Source organism: Corynebacterium sp. p3-SID1056, assembly GCF_025152525.1.
Taxonomy (GTDB): domain Bacteria; phylum Actinomycetota; class Actinomycetes; order Mycobacteriales; family Mycobacteriaceae; genus Corynebacterium.
Genome location: NZ_JALXXL010000008.1, coordinates 1 through 15427, shown reverse-complemented (window position 1 = coordinate 15427; position 15427 = coordinate 1). Strand labels below are relative to the sequence as shown.

Genomic DNA, 15427 nt, shown 5'->3' with positions numbered 1-15427 from the left:
AACTCACGTTATGGCTAGTCAGCGTCGCTTCCGCATGTTCTTTGCGCGATATTTACACCCCACCTGCCAAACTTTTACGTTTTCTTTACGCCCCCACTTCCACCCGTCGGGAGAAGCCGTGAAAAGAGTGCGGCCCCGCTCAGAAAGCTGAGCGGGGCCGCAAGACGTACGGGCGTTAGAGCCCTTCGATTTCCTTTCCGGAGGACAGGTACTCTGCCCAGTCCGTCACGTGCGGGTTCTTGCGCAGCACCGCGCGGCGCTGCCGCTCGGTGAGGCCACCCCACACGCCGAACTCGACCTTGTTGTCCAGCGCGTCAGCGCAGCACTCCATCTGGACCGGGCAGCGACGGCAGATCACTGCGGCCTTGCGCTGTTCCGCACCGCGGACAAACAGCGCGTCCGGGTCCCCGTTGCGGCAGTGCGCCTGGGTGACCCACTCCCCGCGGTCAAACTCAAGGTTGCCCGCGGCGTCACTCTTTCGCGAGGTCGTAGAGGCTGCACGGATCCCACTGTGCAAGCCGGTGCGTCCAAGTGTCGTCGTCATTATCGGGCTCCTTTCGGGAGAGCGTTCGTGCATAATTCTCATCGACGTGCAAGTTATAATACCGCGCACGCCACGCGGATCCACATTTGCCCACCCTTTATATGCAGCCACTTCCGGAAGCGCGCCGCGCAAATAACCGAGCAAGCTTTGCAAACCCTGTATGCATTTTGCACCTGTAAGTGTATTCACACACCCCCAACCGTGTCGAATGCATCACATATTTGGGGGGAGATATTCATTCCCCTGAGGCAAAGCAATCATTTAAGGTATAGGCGTGTCTGCACTGAGTTCCTTCGGAAAGCTGCTTGCCGCGCTCGTCGCGGCCGGCATCGCAATCGCGCTGTGCCTGGCCCCCATCGCCGGCCTCGGCGGCATGGCCATCGCCCGCACCGACGAGACCATGCAGTCAAACCTCTCCGACATGTCCGGCGGCGACGTACCCGGCGTGACCACTATTACGGACACGCACGGCACACCCATGGCATGGATCTACAACCAGCGCCGCTACGAGGTGCCCAGCGAAAAGATCTCGCAGCACGCCAAAAACGCCCTGGTCTCCACCGAGGACCGCCGCTTCTACCAGCACGAGGGCGTGGACATGCAGGGCTTTGCCCGCGCGATGGTGACCAACCTGCTCGCCGGCGGCGTGGAACAGGGCGCGTCCACCATTGACCAGCAGTATGTGAAGAACTACCTGTGGCTCGTCGAGGCGCAGGACGAAGACGCCGCCCGCGCCGCCACGGAGCAGTCCATCCCCCGCAAGCTGCGCGAGATGCGCATGGCCTCCGACTTGGACAAGACGCTGGAGAAGGACGAGATCCTGACCCGCTACCTCAACCTGGTGTCCTTTGGTAACCATGCCTACGGCATTGAGGCCGCGGCCCGCACCTACTTCGACACTTCGGCGGCAAAGCTCGCGCCGGAGCAGGCCGCGTTACTCATCGGAATTCTTCAGTCGGTGGAGTACTTGAACCCCTACACCAACCCGGAAGGGGCCACTGAGCGCCGCAACACCGTCTTGAACAACATGGCGGCCGAGGGCCACCTCGAGCAAGCCGAAGCCGACCGTTTGGCCGGCACACCCCTGGGCATCGTGGACACACCGCGCATCCTTCCCGACGGCTGCCTCTCCGCCGAGGACAGCGGATTCATGTGCGACTACGCCCTGCGCTACCTCGCAGACAAGGGGCTTCCGCAGGAAGAGCTCGAGCGCGGCTCGTACACCATCACCACCACCCTCGACCCAGAGGTGCAGGCGGCAACGGTCAACGCGGCCCGCAACAACGTCAGCCCCTACACCGACGGGGTGGCCGAGGTCATCAACGTGATTAAGCCCGGCACCGACTCGCGCGACATCCTCGCGATGGCGTCCTCGCGCTACTACGGCCTCGAGCTGGAGCAGAGCCAGACGATCATGCCGCAGCCGACATCCATGGTGGGCAACGGTGCCGGCTCCGTGTTCAAGATCTTCACCGCCGCCGCCGCGCTCGAGCAGGGCTACGGTCTCGACACGATGCTTGAAACCCCGACCCGCTCCGTGGTGTACGGCATGGGCAAGGGCGGCGCCGCGAACTGCCCGCCGGATGCCTACTGCGTGGAAAACGCGGGCGTGTACAAGCCGCGCCTCTCGCTTCGCGACGCGCTGGCGCAGTCCCCCAACACCACTTTCATCGAACTGGTGCAGCAGGTAGGCGTGCCCCGCACCGTCGATATCGCGGTGCGCCTGGGGTTGCGTTCCTACCTCGACGAGAACTCCTTCGGGGACGGCCGCTCGATCGCGCAGGCCGCCAAGGACGACAACATGGGTGCCTTCGTCCTCGGCCCGACTGCCGTCAACGCGCTCGAGTTGTCCAACGTGGGCGCCTCGCTGGCGTCCAACGGGCGCTGGTGCGAGCCGAACCCGATTAAGTCAGTGCGCGACAAGCACGGCCAAGAGGTCTACATCGAGCGCCCTGCCTGCGAGCAGGCCATCGACCCGGAGGTCGCGGGCGCACTTGCCCAGGGCATGTCGCACGACACCAAGAGCGGCACCGCCAAGGACGCGGCGGCCGCCAACGGCTGGACCGCGCCAGTGGCCGCGAAGACTGGCACGACCGAATCGCACCAGTCCTCGGCCTTCCTCGGGTTTACCAACGGCATGGCCGCAGCCAGCTACATCTTCAACGACGGCACGCAGACCACCCCGCTGTGCAGCGCGCCTGTGCGCCAGTGCGGCTACGGCAACCTCTTCGGCGGCAATGAGGCGGCAAACACGTGGTTCCAAGCCGCCCACGGCGTACCCGGAGCGGCAGCAGCGGGCATCCCGTCTCCCTCGCGCAGCTTCGACCGGGGCACCAAGCGCGCCGCGATTGACGAGGTGGTGGGGTTAGACGCCAACACCGCCCGCGCCCGCCTCCAGAGCCAGGGGTACACGGTTACCGTCTCAATGGTTGCCGGCGGAGGTGCCCCCTTCAACAGCGTGGTCTCCGCAGTTCCTGCGGATCCGAACCTGCCCCCAGGCAGCCTGATTACGCTCAACGCCTCCGACGGCTCCGGTGCCCCAGCCGCGCCGACCGCCGGCGAGCCAGCCGCCCCCTCCTCCAGCGCCGCCAGCTCAGCGCCCGCGACGCAGAGCCAGCAGGCCCCGGTGGACCTCGGCGATATTGAGCGCCAGCTGAGCGACGCCGCCGACAGCCTCACCAGCATGCTCGGCGGCAACTAGCGCTTGCCCTACTGGCTCAGGCGCGCCTTGACCGCCTCAGACAGACGCTTGCCGTCGGCGCGGCCCGCGGCCTTCGCCGTGGCTTCCTTCATCACCTGGCCCATCTGCGCCATGGAGCTGGCGCCGGTGGCCTCCACCGCGGCGTCGACAAGCTCGGCGAGCTCCGCATCATCCAACTGCTTCGGCTGGTAGCCGCTCAGGATTTCCGCTTCCGCGAGCTCGTTTTCGGCGAGGTCCTCGCGGCCGTTCTGCGCGTAGATCTCCGCCGACTCGCGACGCTTCTTTACCTCGCGGGCGATGATCTTCTGAATGTCCTCGTCGGTGACCTCATGCTTCGCCCCCTCGGTCTCCGCGGTCTGGATCGCGGCCAGCAGCATTCGGATGGTGGATGTGCGCTCCTTTTCCTTCGCCTTCATGGCTTCCTTCAGGTCCGCGCGAATCTGTTCTTTCAATGCACTCATGCCTTCAAACGATACGCGAGACACCCACCATCCTGCGGCCGCGCACTAAGGTGAGGCAGGTGAACACGATGAAGAAACTTGCCTCGACCATCGGTGGGCTCGGCACCGCAGGCCTGGGCACCCTGGCCTACGGCGCGACCCAGACCACGAACTTCCAGCTCAAGGAGTACGAGCTACCACTACTCGCCCCCGGCACGCTGCGCGCGAAGGATTCCTTCGACATCCTGCACATCGCCGACCTGCACATGATCCCGGGCGCGAAGCGCAAGGTTAAGTTCGTGTCCTCCCTCGACGCGCTCGAGCCGGACCTGGTGATCAACACCGGCGACAACCTCTCCGACCTGCGCGGTGTGCCTTGGGTCCTCGACGCGCTCGGCCCGCTGCTCAACCGCCCGGGGGCCTTCGTCTTCGGCACCAACGACTACTGGGCACCGAAGCCGGTCAACCCTTTCAAGTACCTGCTCGACCAGAAGCGCGAGCCCTCCTACGTCGACCTGCCCTGGGAGGGCATGCGCGCCGCGTTTATCGAGCGCGGATGGCGCGACGCGACCCACCAGCGCCTCGAGTTCAAAGTTGGCGACGTCCGCCTCGCCCTCGCCGGCGTCGACGACCCCCACCACGACCTCGACCGCTACGAGGAAATCGCGGGTGCCCCCAACCCCGATGCGGACATCTCCATCGGCCTGCTGCACGCGCCTTATCGACGCGTCCTCGACCAATTCGAAGCCGACGGGTACGACCTGGCGTTGGCCGGCCACACCCACGGCGGGCAGATCTGCCTGCCTGGCGAGCGAGCCATCGTCACCAATGCGGACATCGACAGAACACGCGCCTCCGGCCTGCACCGCTACGGGAAGATGTGGATGGAGGTCTCCAACGGGCTGGGCACCTCCAAGTACGCGCCCGTGCGTCTCTTCTGCCCGCCTTCCGCCGCGCTGCTGCGGGTGACCGAGCGGGCGGCATAACGCCCCAGCCAGGCGTTTTGGCCAAACAGAAGCGCTAGGCTAAAGTATCCCAGGTACCGCTCAACAGAGCAGATACAACCGGGATATGGCGCAGCTTGGTAGCGCGCCTCGTTCGGGACGAGGAGGTCGCAGGTTCAAATCCTGTTATCCCGACCACTTTCCGTAGAACCCCGCCCAGCAGGGCGGGGTTTTGCGTTTGCCTGCGGGGTCCGCGTGGGCGGGCCGGGCTGCTTGACCGCGGCCGCGCTAGATGTCGAGACCGGCAGGTCGAATTCATTGGTTTTTGCACGGGCACTCGACAACCCGGTCTCGACATTTGCGGTCGTTCCACGTAGATAGCGCAAGTTGGACATCGTTTATCCCGGATTTTCGGTGATAATCGAGCTCCAACTTGCGCTGTTTCGGCAGAAGCAAAGTAAAAGAGGACCCCGCCGGTCGCGCGAAGCGTCCGGGCGGGGTCCATCCCATCCCTAACCCATTTCACCCCAGTGGGGCGAAAGGAGACCACTCATTTCCAAGCCCCTATTACTTGGAATGAGCGAGAAAATCCTAACACACGTTGTACGAAAGTGTTTAGCCGCGCTGCTTCGTCCCCGCGAGGCAGACCAACGCGAGTGCGATACCTGCGCCAATGCCCGCCCAGAGCGCGGAGACGGACCCACCATTGCCGGCTGCGGACAAGCTCGCCGTCGTCCAGTGCATCGGTGTTGCCCCGGCGGCATACTCCCACGCCTTGCCCACCGGCGCGGTCGAGGCGGTGCGCCACAGCCAGCCCACCAGCCCGATTTGGGCGACCGCCAGCACGCCCGCGATCGGCAGTCCGATCTTCGGGCCGAGGGTGCCGCCGAGCACGTCAGCAAGCCCGGCGCTTGCGGCTACCCCAGCCACAAGTGCGAGGGCAAGCAGCCCGTACACCGCTGCGCTCAGGCCGCTTCCCAATACGGCGACGAGCGCGCCGCCGGCAGCGACGACGAAGAGCCCGCCGAACCCGTGTATCCACCAGCGCCGCGAGGGACTCAGTCGCGCGGCTGCCCCCGTTGCGGTGCCGCCGAGCAGCACCAGTGCCGCAATGAGCATGGCCGCGACCGGGGCCAACGTGGCAGACGGCTGCGCCTGTTGTCCCGCCTGCTGCACACTCCCTGTATTGGTAGCGGCCGGGAGCGCCTTGCGGATGGCGGCGATCTGGTCCGAGGTCTTGTTCGCCATGTCGTCGATCTTGGCCGCCCCGTCCTGCAGTTGGGTCACGCCATCCGTGGCACCGGACGCCTGCTCGTTTAAGGTGGTCAGCCCGTTGGCAAGCTCCGCAGCGCCATTGGTAGCAGAGTAGATACCGTCGTGGTAAGCGTAGCCGGGCACGGCAAGCTGGTTGGCTACATCGCGCGAGCCCTTACGCAGCTCTTCGAGCTGGCCGAGCATCTCGGGCGGCAGCTGCGCGGTCTCCGCCTGGCCGCGCAGCCCCTGGAGTGCCTCGCGAGCCTCTTTGACGTCCGGGTCTTTCGACCCCTTGGTGGATTCCAGGGTGCGGTCGATGGTGGAGACCACCTGGCCGCGCACCGCATCGAAGCCAGTAACCTGCTCGGCGACGCTGCCGATCGCGTCCGCGACCTGGGTTGCGCCGTTGGCCAATTGCCCCGTGCCCGCCTGCAGCTCGACCATCCCGTTGGACAGCTCCTGCGATCCGGCCTGGGCGGCGGCGATCGCGTTGATGAGCTCCTGGGAGGAGGAATCGAGCTGCGAGACGCCGTCGACAAGCTGTCCGGTGCCTTGAGTGAGGAAGCCGGCTTGCGCCCCGGCCTCACCGGCGGCCTTGCGGGCCTGGACCAACCCGTCGGGGCCAGGCGCGACGGCGGGCGCACCCGTAGTCTCTTCGCCGGCGCGGGTCCAGGTGCTTGCGGGGGCAAGGGGGAGGAACACGCCACAGATGAGTACGAGGGCGGCGCAACACAGCCGAGTCAATCGCCAATTCATGCAACATAATGTAACTGAAGTAACTGGTGTGACTGGTGAAGGCACACCGCAAGCCCAGCGCCTTTACGCCACGTTGCAGGTTGTTTAAAAAGCCCTGGTACCGTTTTACCTGTTGCTGTCTTGTGGGGCTATACCGCATGCGCGCACGAATTGCGGGCAGCGGCGCGCCAACGTGCACCGGATTGGGGCGGCCTTTCACGGCAGGTGATTTTCGAATACTTGGCTACCTACATACTTGGAGAGGGTTCACCATGACACTCCCTGTCGTGCTCGCACTCGTTGCGGCGACAGTGATCTTGTCGCCCATTCTCGTGCGAGTCATGGACCGCAAAGCAGGTCTGCCGATCGCGCTCATCCTCGCCGCTGCCGCCATCGTGCTCGGGAAAGAGTTCCCAGGCATTGCCGACGGCACGCCCTTGGAATGGGAGGTGACCTGGGCACGCGACATCCTTGGGGAAGGCAGCGCCGTCGCCTTCGCGCTCCGCGCCGACGGACTCAGCATCTTCTTCGCGCTGCTCGCCCTGGTCATCGGCGCAGTGGTCATGACATACTCGGCGGCCTACCTGCCTAAGAAGCAGGGCAACACGAGCTTCTACACCATCATGACGGCCTTTACGCTGTCGGTCCTGCTGCTCGTGCTGGCCAACGATACGGTCCTACTGTTCATCGGGTGGGAGCTCGTCTCCATCGCCTCCTTCATGCTCATCGCGCGCTCGGGTTCCGGCGGCGAGGCTGGGTCCTACCGCACGCTCATCCTCACGTTCTTTGGTGGGTTGACGCTGCTGGCGGCGTTGGCGGTGGCGTCGATAAGCGCGGGCTCCACGCGCTTGACCGACGTCCTGGCGGCCGACATCTGGCGGGAAAACCCCAGCCTGACCACCACCGTTGCCATCCTTGTGGCGGTCTCCGGGTTCACCAAGGCCGCCCAGTTCCCCTTCCACTTCTGGCTGCCCGAGGCGATGGCCGCGGCGACCCCGGTCTCCGCCTTCCTGCACGCCGCCGCCGTGGTGAAGGCCGGCGTGTACCTGCTGCTGCGCTTCTCCACGATCTTTGCCGACGTCGCGGCGTGGAACTGGCTGCTGGTCGTCGTGGGGCTTGGCACGGCGATCATGAGTGCGCTGTTCGCCATCACGAAGACGGACCTCAAGCACCTCACGGCGTACTCCACGGTCTCCCACCTGGGCTGGATCGTGGCCGCTATCGGCATCGGCACCCCGCTCGCTTTGGCCGCGGCGCTGACACACACGCTCGCGCACGCGCTGTTTAAGTCTTCGCTGTTCATGCTCATCGGCGTGGTCGACCACGAGGCGGGCTCGCGCGATATCCGCCGCCTGGGCAAGCTGTGGGACAAGATGCCGTTTACCTTCGCCTCCACCCTCATCGCGGCTGCCTCGATGGCCGCGATCCCGCCGCTGTTCGGCTTCGTGTCGAAGGAGTCCATCCTCGGCGCCTTCGCGGAGACCGAGTACAGCACTGTGCTACTGCTCGTCGCCGGTTTCGCGGCACTGTTGACCTTCCTTTACTCCGCCAAGATCGTCTTCGGAGCGTTTGTCGACGGCCCGAAGGACATGAGCGACGTCCACGAAGCCCCCGTCAGCCTCTGGCTGCCGGCCGCGGTACCTGGTCTGATGTCGCTCGTCGTGCCCTTCGTGCTCGGCTCGGTTGACGGCCCGCTCGACGCCGCCGTCCACACGATCACCGGCGACACCAGCTACCACTCGCACCTCGCGCTGTGGCACGGCGTGACCGCCCCGCTCATCGTCTCGCTGAGCGTGCTGGTGCTCGGCGCAGTCATCGTCGTACTCGCGCGCCGCAACGTTTTTGGTTCCGTGGAGAACAAGCAGCTGCTGCCCACCAACGGCAACGACCTGCTGGCGGGCATGGTCGCCGGATTCGGTACCGCGGGCAAGGGCATGGGCCAGATGGCCAACTCCTTCAACCCCTCGCGTCACCTTTTGCCGGTCCTCGTCCTCGTGGTGGCGCTGGGCCTGACTACGCTTTTGGGCACCGAGGGCGTCGACGGTATGCCGCTCGCGCCGCGCGCCGAGGGTATCGACGTGTGGTGGGACCTCATCCCGTTCGCCATCATCGCCTGCTCTGTGGTGGGCATGGTATGCACCCGCTCCCGTTTGGCATCCGCCATCCTCTTGGGCACCGTGGGTGTGGGCATGACGCTGCAGATGCTCATGCTGGGCGCGCCGGATGTGGCGCTCACCCAGTTCCTGGTGGAAGCGCTCACCGTGATCGTGATCATGGTGGTGCTGCGCTACCAGCCGCGCATGTTCCCCAAGACCTCGACGCGCCGCAAGACGCTTGCTGGTATCTTCGCGGTCCTGGCCGGCATCGTTACCTTCTTCGGCGTCTACGGCCTGCTCGGCCGCCACGACCGTTCCGACCTGGCCCTGTGGTACCTCACCGAGGGCGGCGAGATGACCAGCGCCGACAACATCGTCGCCGTGATTATCGTCGAGTTCCGTGGCTTTGATACCCTCGGCGAGCTCTCCGTGCTGGGCATGGCAGCCGTGGTCATCGCCGCGGTAACCCAGTCCATGCCGCGCCACATGTTCGAGGCCGGCACCCGCCCCCGCCCGTTCGGCCAGTCGCAGTTCAACTCGCTGCCGCTGCGCAAGGGCGCGGCCCTGGTCGTGCCGATCTTGGTCGTGCTGTCCGTCCTCATCTTCTTCCGCGGCCACACCGCACCGGGCGGCGGCTTCGTCGCAGCCCTGGTCATGGCCACGGCCTTCGGCCTGAACTACCTCTCCCGCGGTGCGGATACCGAGGTGGTCAAGCCGTTCACTCCTATCGCGCTGACGGGCTGGGGCATCATCATCGCGATTGGCTCCGGCTTCCTCGGTTTCTTGGAGGGCGGCTTCATGTACGCCATCCACGGCGAGATCGCCGGGGAGCACATGACGACCTCGCTGATCTTCGACTTCGGCATCTACCTCGCCGTGCTCGGCATGGTCACCCAGGCCATCAACGCCCTGGGCGGCTACCTGCGCCCCGGCACGGAGCTGGACAACCTGGACTACACCCGCAGCGGCCCGGAAAACCCGCTGCCGAATGTGCCCGCCCCGGAGGAGCCGGAGGACGCCGTGGATGCGCACCCGGCACCGCTCAACCCGGCAGACAACCCCCAGCACATGCTGGAAAAGGAGCTGTAACCCATGGTCATGGCACTTACTATCGCAGTACTGATGGCCGGCGCTGTCTACCTGGTGATGCAGCGCGGCATGGTGCGCGTGGTCTTCGGAATGTCACTGTTCGGCCACGCCTCCAACCTCACGCTCTTGGCCGCGGGCGTGGGCGCGTGGCGCGGCGAGGCCTTCCCCTCGCGCACCCCGTACGAGGAGCTCTCGGACCCGCTGCCGCAGGCGTTCGTGCTGACCGCCATCGTGATTGCGATGGCCACCACCACGATCCTGCTCATGCTGGCCTCGCTGGGCAAGAACGACGACACCTTTGACGTGCCGAGCAAGGTGGGCAAGTCCCACAAGGGCGAGAAGTTCGACCCGAACTACCTCTCTCCCTCTGCCCTGTCCACTGCCGGGCGTAATTCCCGCCTGAACCCGAAGAAGTTGGAGGCGAAGAACCGATGACAGTTGATGCGATCCTTCCCGTTTTTGTCGCCCTCCCACTCATCGTCGCGGCAGTGACCGCGCTGAACCCAGCCAAGAAGCTGAACGACGCCCTGGCGATCCTCATCCCGGCCATCAACCTAGGCCTCGGCGTGTGGCTGTTTACCTACACCGCCACCCACGGCACGATCTCCCACGTCATCGGCCTGTACCAGGGCGGGGTGGGTATCTCCTTTGCCGCCGACCAGTTCTCGGCCGTGATGATCGTGACCACGATGATCGTGGCGCTGACCGCCAACTGGTTCGCCATCGCCGCAGGCGAGACGCAGGCTCGCTTCTACACGCCGCTGACGCTGGTGCTCATCACCGGCGTCTCGGGCGCGCTGTTAACCGCCGACCTGTTCAACTTCTTCGTCATGATCGAGGTCATGCTGCTGCCCTCCTACGGGCTGATCGCCATGACGGGTACCCGCAACCGCTTGCGTTCCGCGCGCTCCTTCGTGCTGGTCAACCTCGCCGCGTCCACGCTGCTGGTGATGGGCGTGGGCTACCTCTACGGCATTGCGGGCGCCGTCAACATCGCCGCCCTGCGCGGCGCCGCCGCCGGCAACGGGCCGGTGACCGTGGCCATGGGCTTGGTCATTATCGCCATTGCTGCCAAGGCCGGCGTGTTCCCCGTGCACACCTGGCTGCCGCGGACCTACCCGGCCTCCAGCGCCGCCGTGATGGGCCTGTTCTCGGGCCTGCACACCAAGGTGGCCGTCTACATGCTCTTCCGCATCTGGGTGGTCATCTTCGACATGGACCCGCGCTGGAACACGTTGATCATCGTGGTCATGGTGATCTCCATGCTCATCGGCGGCTTCGCCGGCCTGGGCGAGTACACCATCCGCCGCGTGCTGGCCTACCAGATGGTCAACGGCATGCCGTTCATCCTCATCATGCTCGCGTTTACCAACGCGGGCGCGGATGCGCGCTACGCCCTGGCCGCGGGCCTGATCTACACGCTGCACCACATGATTACCGTCGGCGCGCTCGTGCTCAACTCCGGCGCGATCGAGGAAACCTACGGCACGGGCACTATCGCACGGCTGTCCGGGCTGGCCCGGCGCGACCCGTTCACGGCGACCGTGTTCGCCGCGGGCGCGTTCTCCATCGTCGGCTTCCCGCCGTTTTCCGGTCTCTTTGGCAAGGTCACCATCGTCATGGCGGCCGCCAGCGCGAACGACTGGCGCGCCTGGGTGGTCATCGCCACCATCATCGTCGCCTCCTTCGGTGCGCTGCTGTCCATGATGCGTGTGTGGAGGGAAGTCTTCTGGGGCCGCCCGATGCAGCAGTACCCGGACGCGCTCAACGTGCGCTGGAAGTTCCTGCTGCCCTCGGCCGCGCTGATGGTGTGCTCGCTGCTCATGTTCATCTTCGCGGGCCAGCTGTGGGGCATCTCCACCTCGGCCGTCGACAGCCTGCTTGACGTCGACGCCTACACCACCGCCGTATTGGGCACCGACCCGATCGGCATCCCCGACCTCGACTCGCTGCAGGGAGGCCGCAACTAACATGGCAAAGCAATCTGCACTCTCAAGCATCGGCCACGCCATCGGCTACAGCGCCTGGCTGATCAAGGAAATCTACGCCGCAGGCATCGACGCCACCATCGCCGCGTTCAAGCCGGATACCGGCATGCGACCCTGCGTGATCTTCTACCCGCTGCGGGTACGCACCGACTGGGACCGCTTCTGGTTTTCTACCTCGATTACCGCCACCCCGGGCACCCTTTCGCTGGGCTTTCGGCACGCAGCGTCGGAAGACGGCAGCGACCTGCTCATCGTGCAGGCCGCGTTTGGCGACGACCCACTCGAGGTGATCGAGGACCTCGCCGATATGGAGGAGCGCTTAAGGCCCGAGCTCAAGGACACGCCTATCGACGCCTCCAAGGTCCTGTGGAAACCATATAAACACCTCCACCCAGACCTGGATCACGCGCACGCGGAGAACCTGCCCGCTGCCGAAAGGATGGACTAGCCCATGTTTCAGACCATCATGACCGTCTGCATCGTCGTCATGGCGGTGAGCCTGCTCGCCGGTTTGGTCAAGTTGATTGTGACCAAGGATGAGCTGTCGCGCTCTGTGCTCGCAGACCTCATCTTCTACTCCATGGCCGCCATCTACCTGGTGTGGACGCTGTTTACCCCCAGCATGATCACCTACGAGATCGCTATTTTGGCCGCGCTCGTCTGCGGCGCGATCCCCACCATCTCCATGGCCCGCATCATCTCGAGAGGACGTCGCTAATGAGCATCATCGAAATCATCGTCGCTGTCCTAGTGGTCATTTCCACTGTCTTCGTGGTGGCCACCGCCTCCCTCCAGCTGCGTGCCCCGGACGCGCTGACGCGAGCGAACCTGCTCGGCCCGCTCGTCTGCCTGGCGTTTCCTCTGCTGATCGTGGCGAACCTGCTGATGAGCTGGTCGACCGACGGCTTCGTCATCAACGATTTCATCCGCGCCATCCTCGCGATCGCGGGCGTGTGGATCATCGGCTCCGTCGGCTCCTTCGTCATCGGCCGCTCCATCCACGGCGTCACCGTGGTGGATGCCAAGGACAAGACGCTGCGCAACGTGCCGCGGTAGGAGCTACAGCCAGCCGCGCTCGCGGGCGATGGTGTAGGCCTCGAAGCGGTTTGCCGCCCCGGTTTTCGCAATTGCGGAGGAAATGTAGTTCCGCGTCGTGCCGGCCGCCAGGTGCGCCGCCGCGGCAATGGCCTCGATCGAGCCGCCCTTGCCCACGAGCTCGAGCACCTCGGCCTCGCGCGTGGTCAAGGGCGATTCGCCGGCGGCAATCGTGGCGGCCGCCAGCTCGGGGTCGACGTAGCGCTTGCCCGCGTACGCCGCCCGCACCGCAGCCGCGAGCTCGCCTGCCGCAGCCGTCTTGGGCAGCATGCCGAGCACCTTGGAGTCCAGGGCCCTTCGAACGGCGTTGGGCCTTGCGTGACTGGTGACGACGACCACGTGGGCGTCGATAAGCGAGGCAAGATCGATGCCATCCGACTGCTCTGCCCCGAGCTGCAGGTCGGTCACCACGACATCCGGGCGCGCAGCGGCTGGCAGCGCCTCCCACCACGCGAGCAAGTCTGCGCCCGAGTAGGCGACGTGCACCACGTCGATGTCCTCCTCTAGGCCGATGAGCGTGGCGAGGGAATCGGCGACCAGCGTTTCGTCATCAACCAATGCGACCCGAATCATGCGTCCACCTTAAGCCGCACGCGAAAGCGTGCAGCGCTGCGCTCCACGCTCATCGACGCCCCGTGCTCGGCCGCCCGACGCCGCAGCCCCTCGAGCCCCGTGCCTCCGCCCTCCCCGGGCCGGGGGTTGTCGTTGGTCACCGTGACCGTGCGCGGTTGGAACTCGAACGACACGGCCGTCGCCTGAGAATGGCGCAGGATATTCGTCGTGGTCTCGCGTACGAACCAGGCGGCGGTCTCGCGCAACTGTGGGTGCACGTCCTCGCTGGTGCCCGTCACCGTAACTTCAGCACCAGCACCGGCGAGCACCTGCTTCGCGCTCTCCAGCTCGGTGGCCAGGTCGGGAGTGCGGTAGTTATTGACCACGCTGCGCATATCGGAGGCCGCGCGCTGCGTGAGCTCGTGCAACTCGCGCAGCTCTTGGGGCACGCGCGGATCCTCGCGCTCGGCGAGGGCGAGCGCGAGCTGTGACTTGATCGTCAGGGCCGCGAGGTGCTGCCCCATCGTGTCGTGGAGATCCTGCGACATGCGCAAACGCTCCTGCGCGGCGGTGAGCTGCGACTCGAGGCGGCGGGCGCGCTCCGTTTCAATCATCGCGCGGGAAAACCACTTGGTAAAGGGCACCGTCACCGCGCACGCGACGCTATAGGCCAGCAGGACCGCAGCGGTCTCCACCGAGCCGAACGCGCTCACAAGCGCGAACACAGCCGCGAGCGCAAGCCCAGTCCACACCCACTTCTTGGCCAAGAACGGCAGGAAAGCAATCAACACGCTGAAGAAGACAGCCCCGAGCGCGATTGCCGACGCCGCCTTCCACTGGGCCGGGGCAAACAGGAACGCGACGACGCACACCGCCAAAGTGAGAAGGTGCGCAGATAGCCCCCACTGCAGCCAGCGGCCGCCGTGGGCGCTCGCCTCAAGACGAAGCTCCGGCCTGGTCTCCAGCACCATCGCCCCGACAAGGCACGCCGCGACCGCGACGGCCACGCCCATGAAAGTCTCTGCGCCGACCCCTCCTGCGCGCTTGAACACAATGGAGGAAAATGCCACAACGAAAAGCCACAGCATCCCGATGAGCGACCACCGGTTGAGCTTGAGGAACCGCGACGAGTAGTCCGACTCCGAACTCCTCGCCGCGGGAAGGGGCTGCGTGTGCGTCATAGTGTGCTCCGAGGGTAGCAGCGCTTGCACCACTAGCGGTGCGTGTCCCAACGCGTGCGCTGATACCCCGCCGCGAGCAGTACCGCGGCCCACACCGTGAGCAGAAGTAGCGGCGTTGCCGCATCTGCCAACAGCGAGCCAAAGGAGCCCTCGCCGACCCACCCATCGCGGAAGACGTCGCTTGTCAGCGCAAACGGTGTGCGGTCGATGATGCCTGCGATGCCCTCCGGCAGATGCTCACGGATCCCGGTCTGCGAAAAAATCACGAGCATCAGCACCGGCATGGACGTGATCTGCGCGCTCTCCGCGTTTTCGGTAAATCGACTGGTCAGCATGGCCAGCCCGTGGGAGGTGGCGATGCCAAGCAGCATCGCAGGCACCATGATCAACGGGTTCTTCGGCCACACATGCGACACCGGCGGATCGACCGGGAGCACCATAGACATGGTGGAAAACGCCACCACCACAATGACCATCAGCGCAAGCGTGAGCGCGGCAAGCGGGAGGCAGATGGCGGTCAGCACCTCCCAGTCGCGGGACTCCCCAGTGCGCAAGCGCTTCAACACGCCCTCATCGCGCCTGGTGACCGCCATGGAAAGCGCGGGGTAGAACACACCAAAGCTCAGCGCGAACAGCACAAACACTTCAGACGCCGCCGCGGTCGAGCCGACCGACTGGTCCCCTACCAGCCACAGGAAAAGCGGCAAGAGCAGCGGGAAGACGAGGCCGGTGCACACAAGCAGCCGGTTGCGGGTGAACTGCAGCCATTCGGCGCGGCCAAGCGACCGCAGCCTGCGCGTGGCGTGAT

Annotated in this window: 14 protein-coding genes and 1 tRNA gene; 9 read left to right on the top strand and 6 right to left on the bottom strand. The window is 65.5% G+C overall.

The annotated features are described in order from the left end of the window. Positions 1-175: 175 nt before the first annotated feature. Positions 176-544, bottom strand: a complete 369-nt coding sequence (locus M3G14_RS08085) for a WhiB family transcriptional regulator (RefSeq protein WP_259926028.1) — start codon at positions 542-544, stop codon at positions 176-178. Between the two features lie 274 nt (positions 545-818). Here M3G14_RS08085 and M3G14_RS08080 point away from each other — a divergent pair, with 274 nt between their 5' ends. Further along, positions 819-3245: a transglycosylase domain-containing protein gene (locus tag M3G14_RS08080; RefSeq protein WP_259926027.1), complete on the top strand. Its 2427-nt coding sequence runs from the start codon at positions 819-821 to the stop codon at positions 3243-3245. 8 nt (positions 3246-3253) lie between these two features. On the opposite strand, the gene M3G14_RS08075 is transcribed toward M3G14_RS08080, so the two are convergent. After that, positions 3254-3706, bottom strand: a complete 453-nt coding sequence (locus M3G14_RS08075; protein ID WP_259926026.1) for a GatB/YqeY domain-containing protein — start codon at positions 3704-3706, stop codon at positions 3254-3256. A 68-nt stretch (positions 3707-3774) separates the two neighbouring features. On the opposite strand from M3G14_RS08075, the gene M3G14_RS08070 reads away from it, so the two are divergent. Further along, a complete protein-coding gene (locus M3G14_RS08070; protein WP_259926133.1) occupies positions 3775-4671 on the top strand; it encodes a metallophosphoesterase in 897 nt (298 codons plus the stop codon). Positions 4672-4750: 79 nt separating this feature from the next. Further along, positions 4751-4827, top strand: a tRNA-Pro gene (locus M3G14_RS08065). A gap of 417 nt (positions 4828-5244) precedes the next feature. Here the strand turns inward: M3G14_RS08065 and M3G14_RS08060 are convergent. Further along, positions 5245-6639 carry a hypothetical protein gene (locus M3G14_RS08060; RefSeq protein ID WP_259926025.1) on the bottom strand — a complete coding sequence of 465 codons (1395 nt, stop codon included), beginning with the start codon at positions 6637-6639 and terminating at the stop codon, positions 5245-5247. Between the two features lie 251 nt (positions 6640-6890). On the opposite strand from M3G14_RS08060, the gene M3G14_RS08055 reads away from it, so the two are divergent. From M3G14_RS08055 to M3G14_RS08030, 6 genes are read left to right on the top strand one after another with little or no spacing between them, the layout of a single operon-like run. Further along, positions 6891-9803, top strand: a complete 2913-nt coding sequence (locus M3G14_RS08055; protein ID WP_259926024.1) for a DUF4040 family protein — start codon at positions 6891-6893, stop codon at positions 9801-9803. Positions 9804-9806: 3 nt separating this feature from the next. Next, positions 9807-10238, top strand: coding sequence for a cation:proton antiporter subunit C (locus M3G14_RS08050; RefSeq protein WP_259926023.1), 432 nt, complete (start codon positions 9807-9809; stop codon positions 10236-10238). After that, complete coding sequence (locus M3G14_RS08045) at positions 10235-11773, top strand: monovalent cation/H+ antiporter subunit D family protein (RefSeq protein ID WP_259926021.1); 1539 nt, start codon at positions 10235-10237, stop codon at positions 11771-11773. Before M3G14_RS08050 ends, M3G14_RS08045 begins: the two co-directional genes overlap by 4 nt. 1 nt (position 11774) lies before the next feature. Next, positions 11775-12239, top strand: coding sequence for a monovalent cation/H+ antiporter subunit E (locus M3G14_RS08040; protein ID WP_259926020.1), 465 nt, complete (start codon positions 11775-11777; stop codon positions 12237-12239). A gap of 3 nt (positions 12240-12242) precedes the next feature. Beyond that, positions 12243-12509 (top strand): cation:proton antiporter, encoded by a 267-nt coding sequence (locus M3G14_RS08035; RefSeq protein ID WP_259926019.1) that lies wholly within the window; start codon positions 12243-12245, stop codon positions 12507-12509. Continuing rightward, positions 12509-12847: a Na+/H+ antiporter subunit G gene (locus M3G14_RS08030; protein ID WP_259926018.1), complete on the top strand. Its 339-nt coding sequence runs from the start codon at positions 12509-12511 to the stop codon at positions 12845-12847. Before M3G14_RS08035 ends, M3G14_RS08030 begins: the two co-directional genes overlap by 1 nt. A 3-nt stretch (positions 12848-12850) precedes the next feature. Here M3G14_RS08030 and M3G14_RS08025 read toward each other — a convergent pair whose 3' ends face one another. The 3 genes from M3G14_RS08025 to M3G14_RS08015 form a co-directional block, all read right to left on the bottom strand. Then, positions 12851-13459, bottom strand: a complete 609-nt coding sequence (locus M3G14_RS08025) for a response regulator transcription factor (protein WP_259926017.1) — start codon at positions 13457-13459, stop codon at positions 12851-12853. Continuing rightward, the gene (locus M3G14_RS08020; protein ID WP_259926016.1) at positions 13456-14619 is read right to left on the bottom strand and encodes a sensor histidine kinase; all 1164 of its coding nucleotides are present in this window, start codon (positions 14617-14619) and stop codon (positions 13456-13458) included. The genes M3G14_RS08025 and M3G14_RS08020 overlap by 4 nt, the downstream gene beginning before the upstream one ends. 32 nt (positions 14620-14651) lie before the next feature. Further along, positions 14652-15427 (bottom strand): ABC transporter permease (locus M3G14_RS08015; protein ID WP_259926015.1); only part of this gene is annotated, 776 nt, incomplete at its 5' end.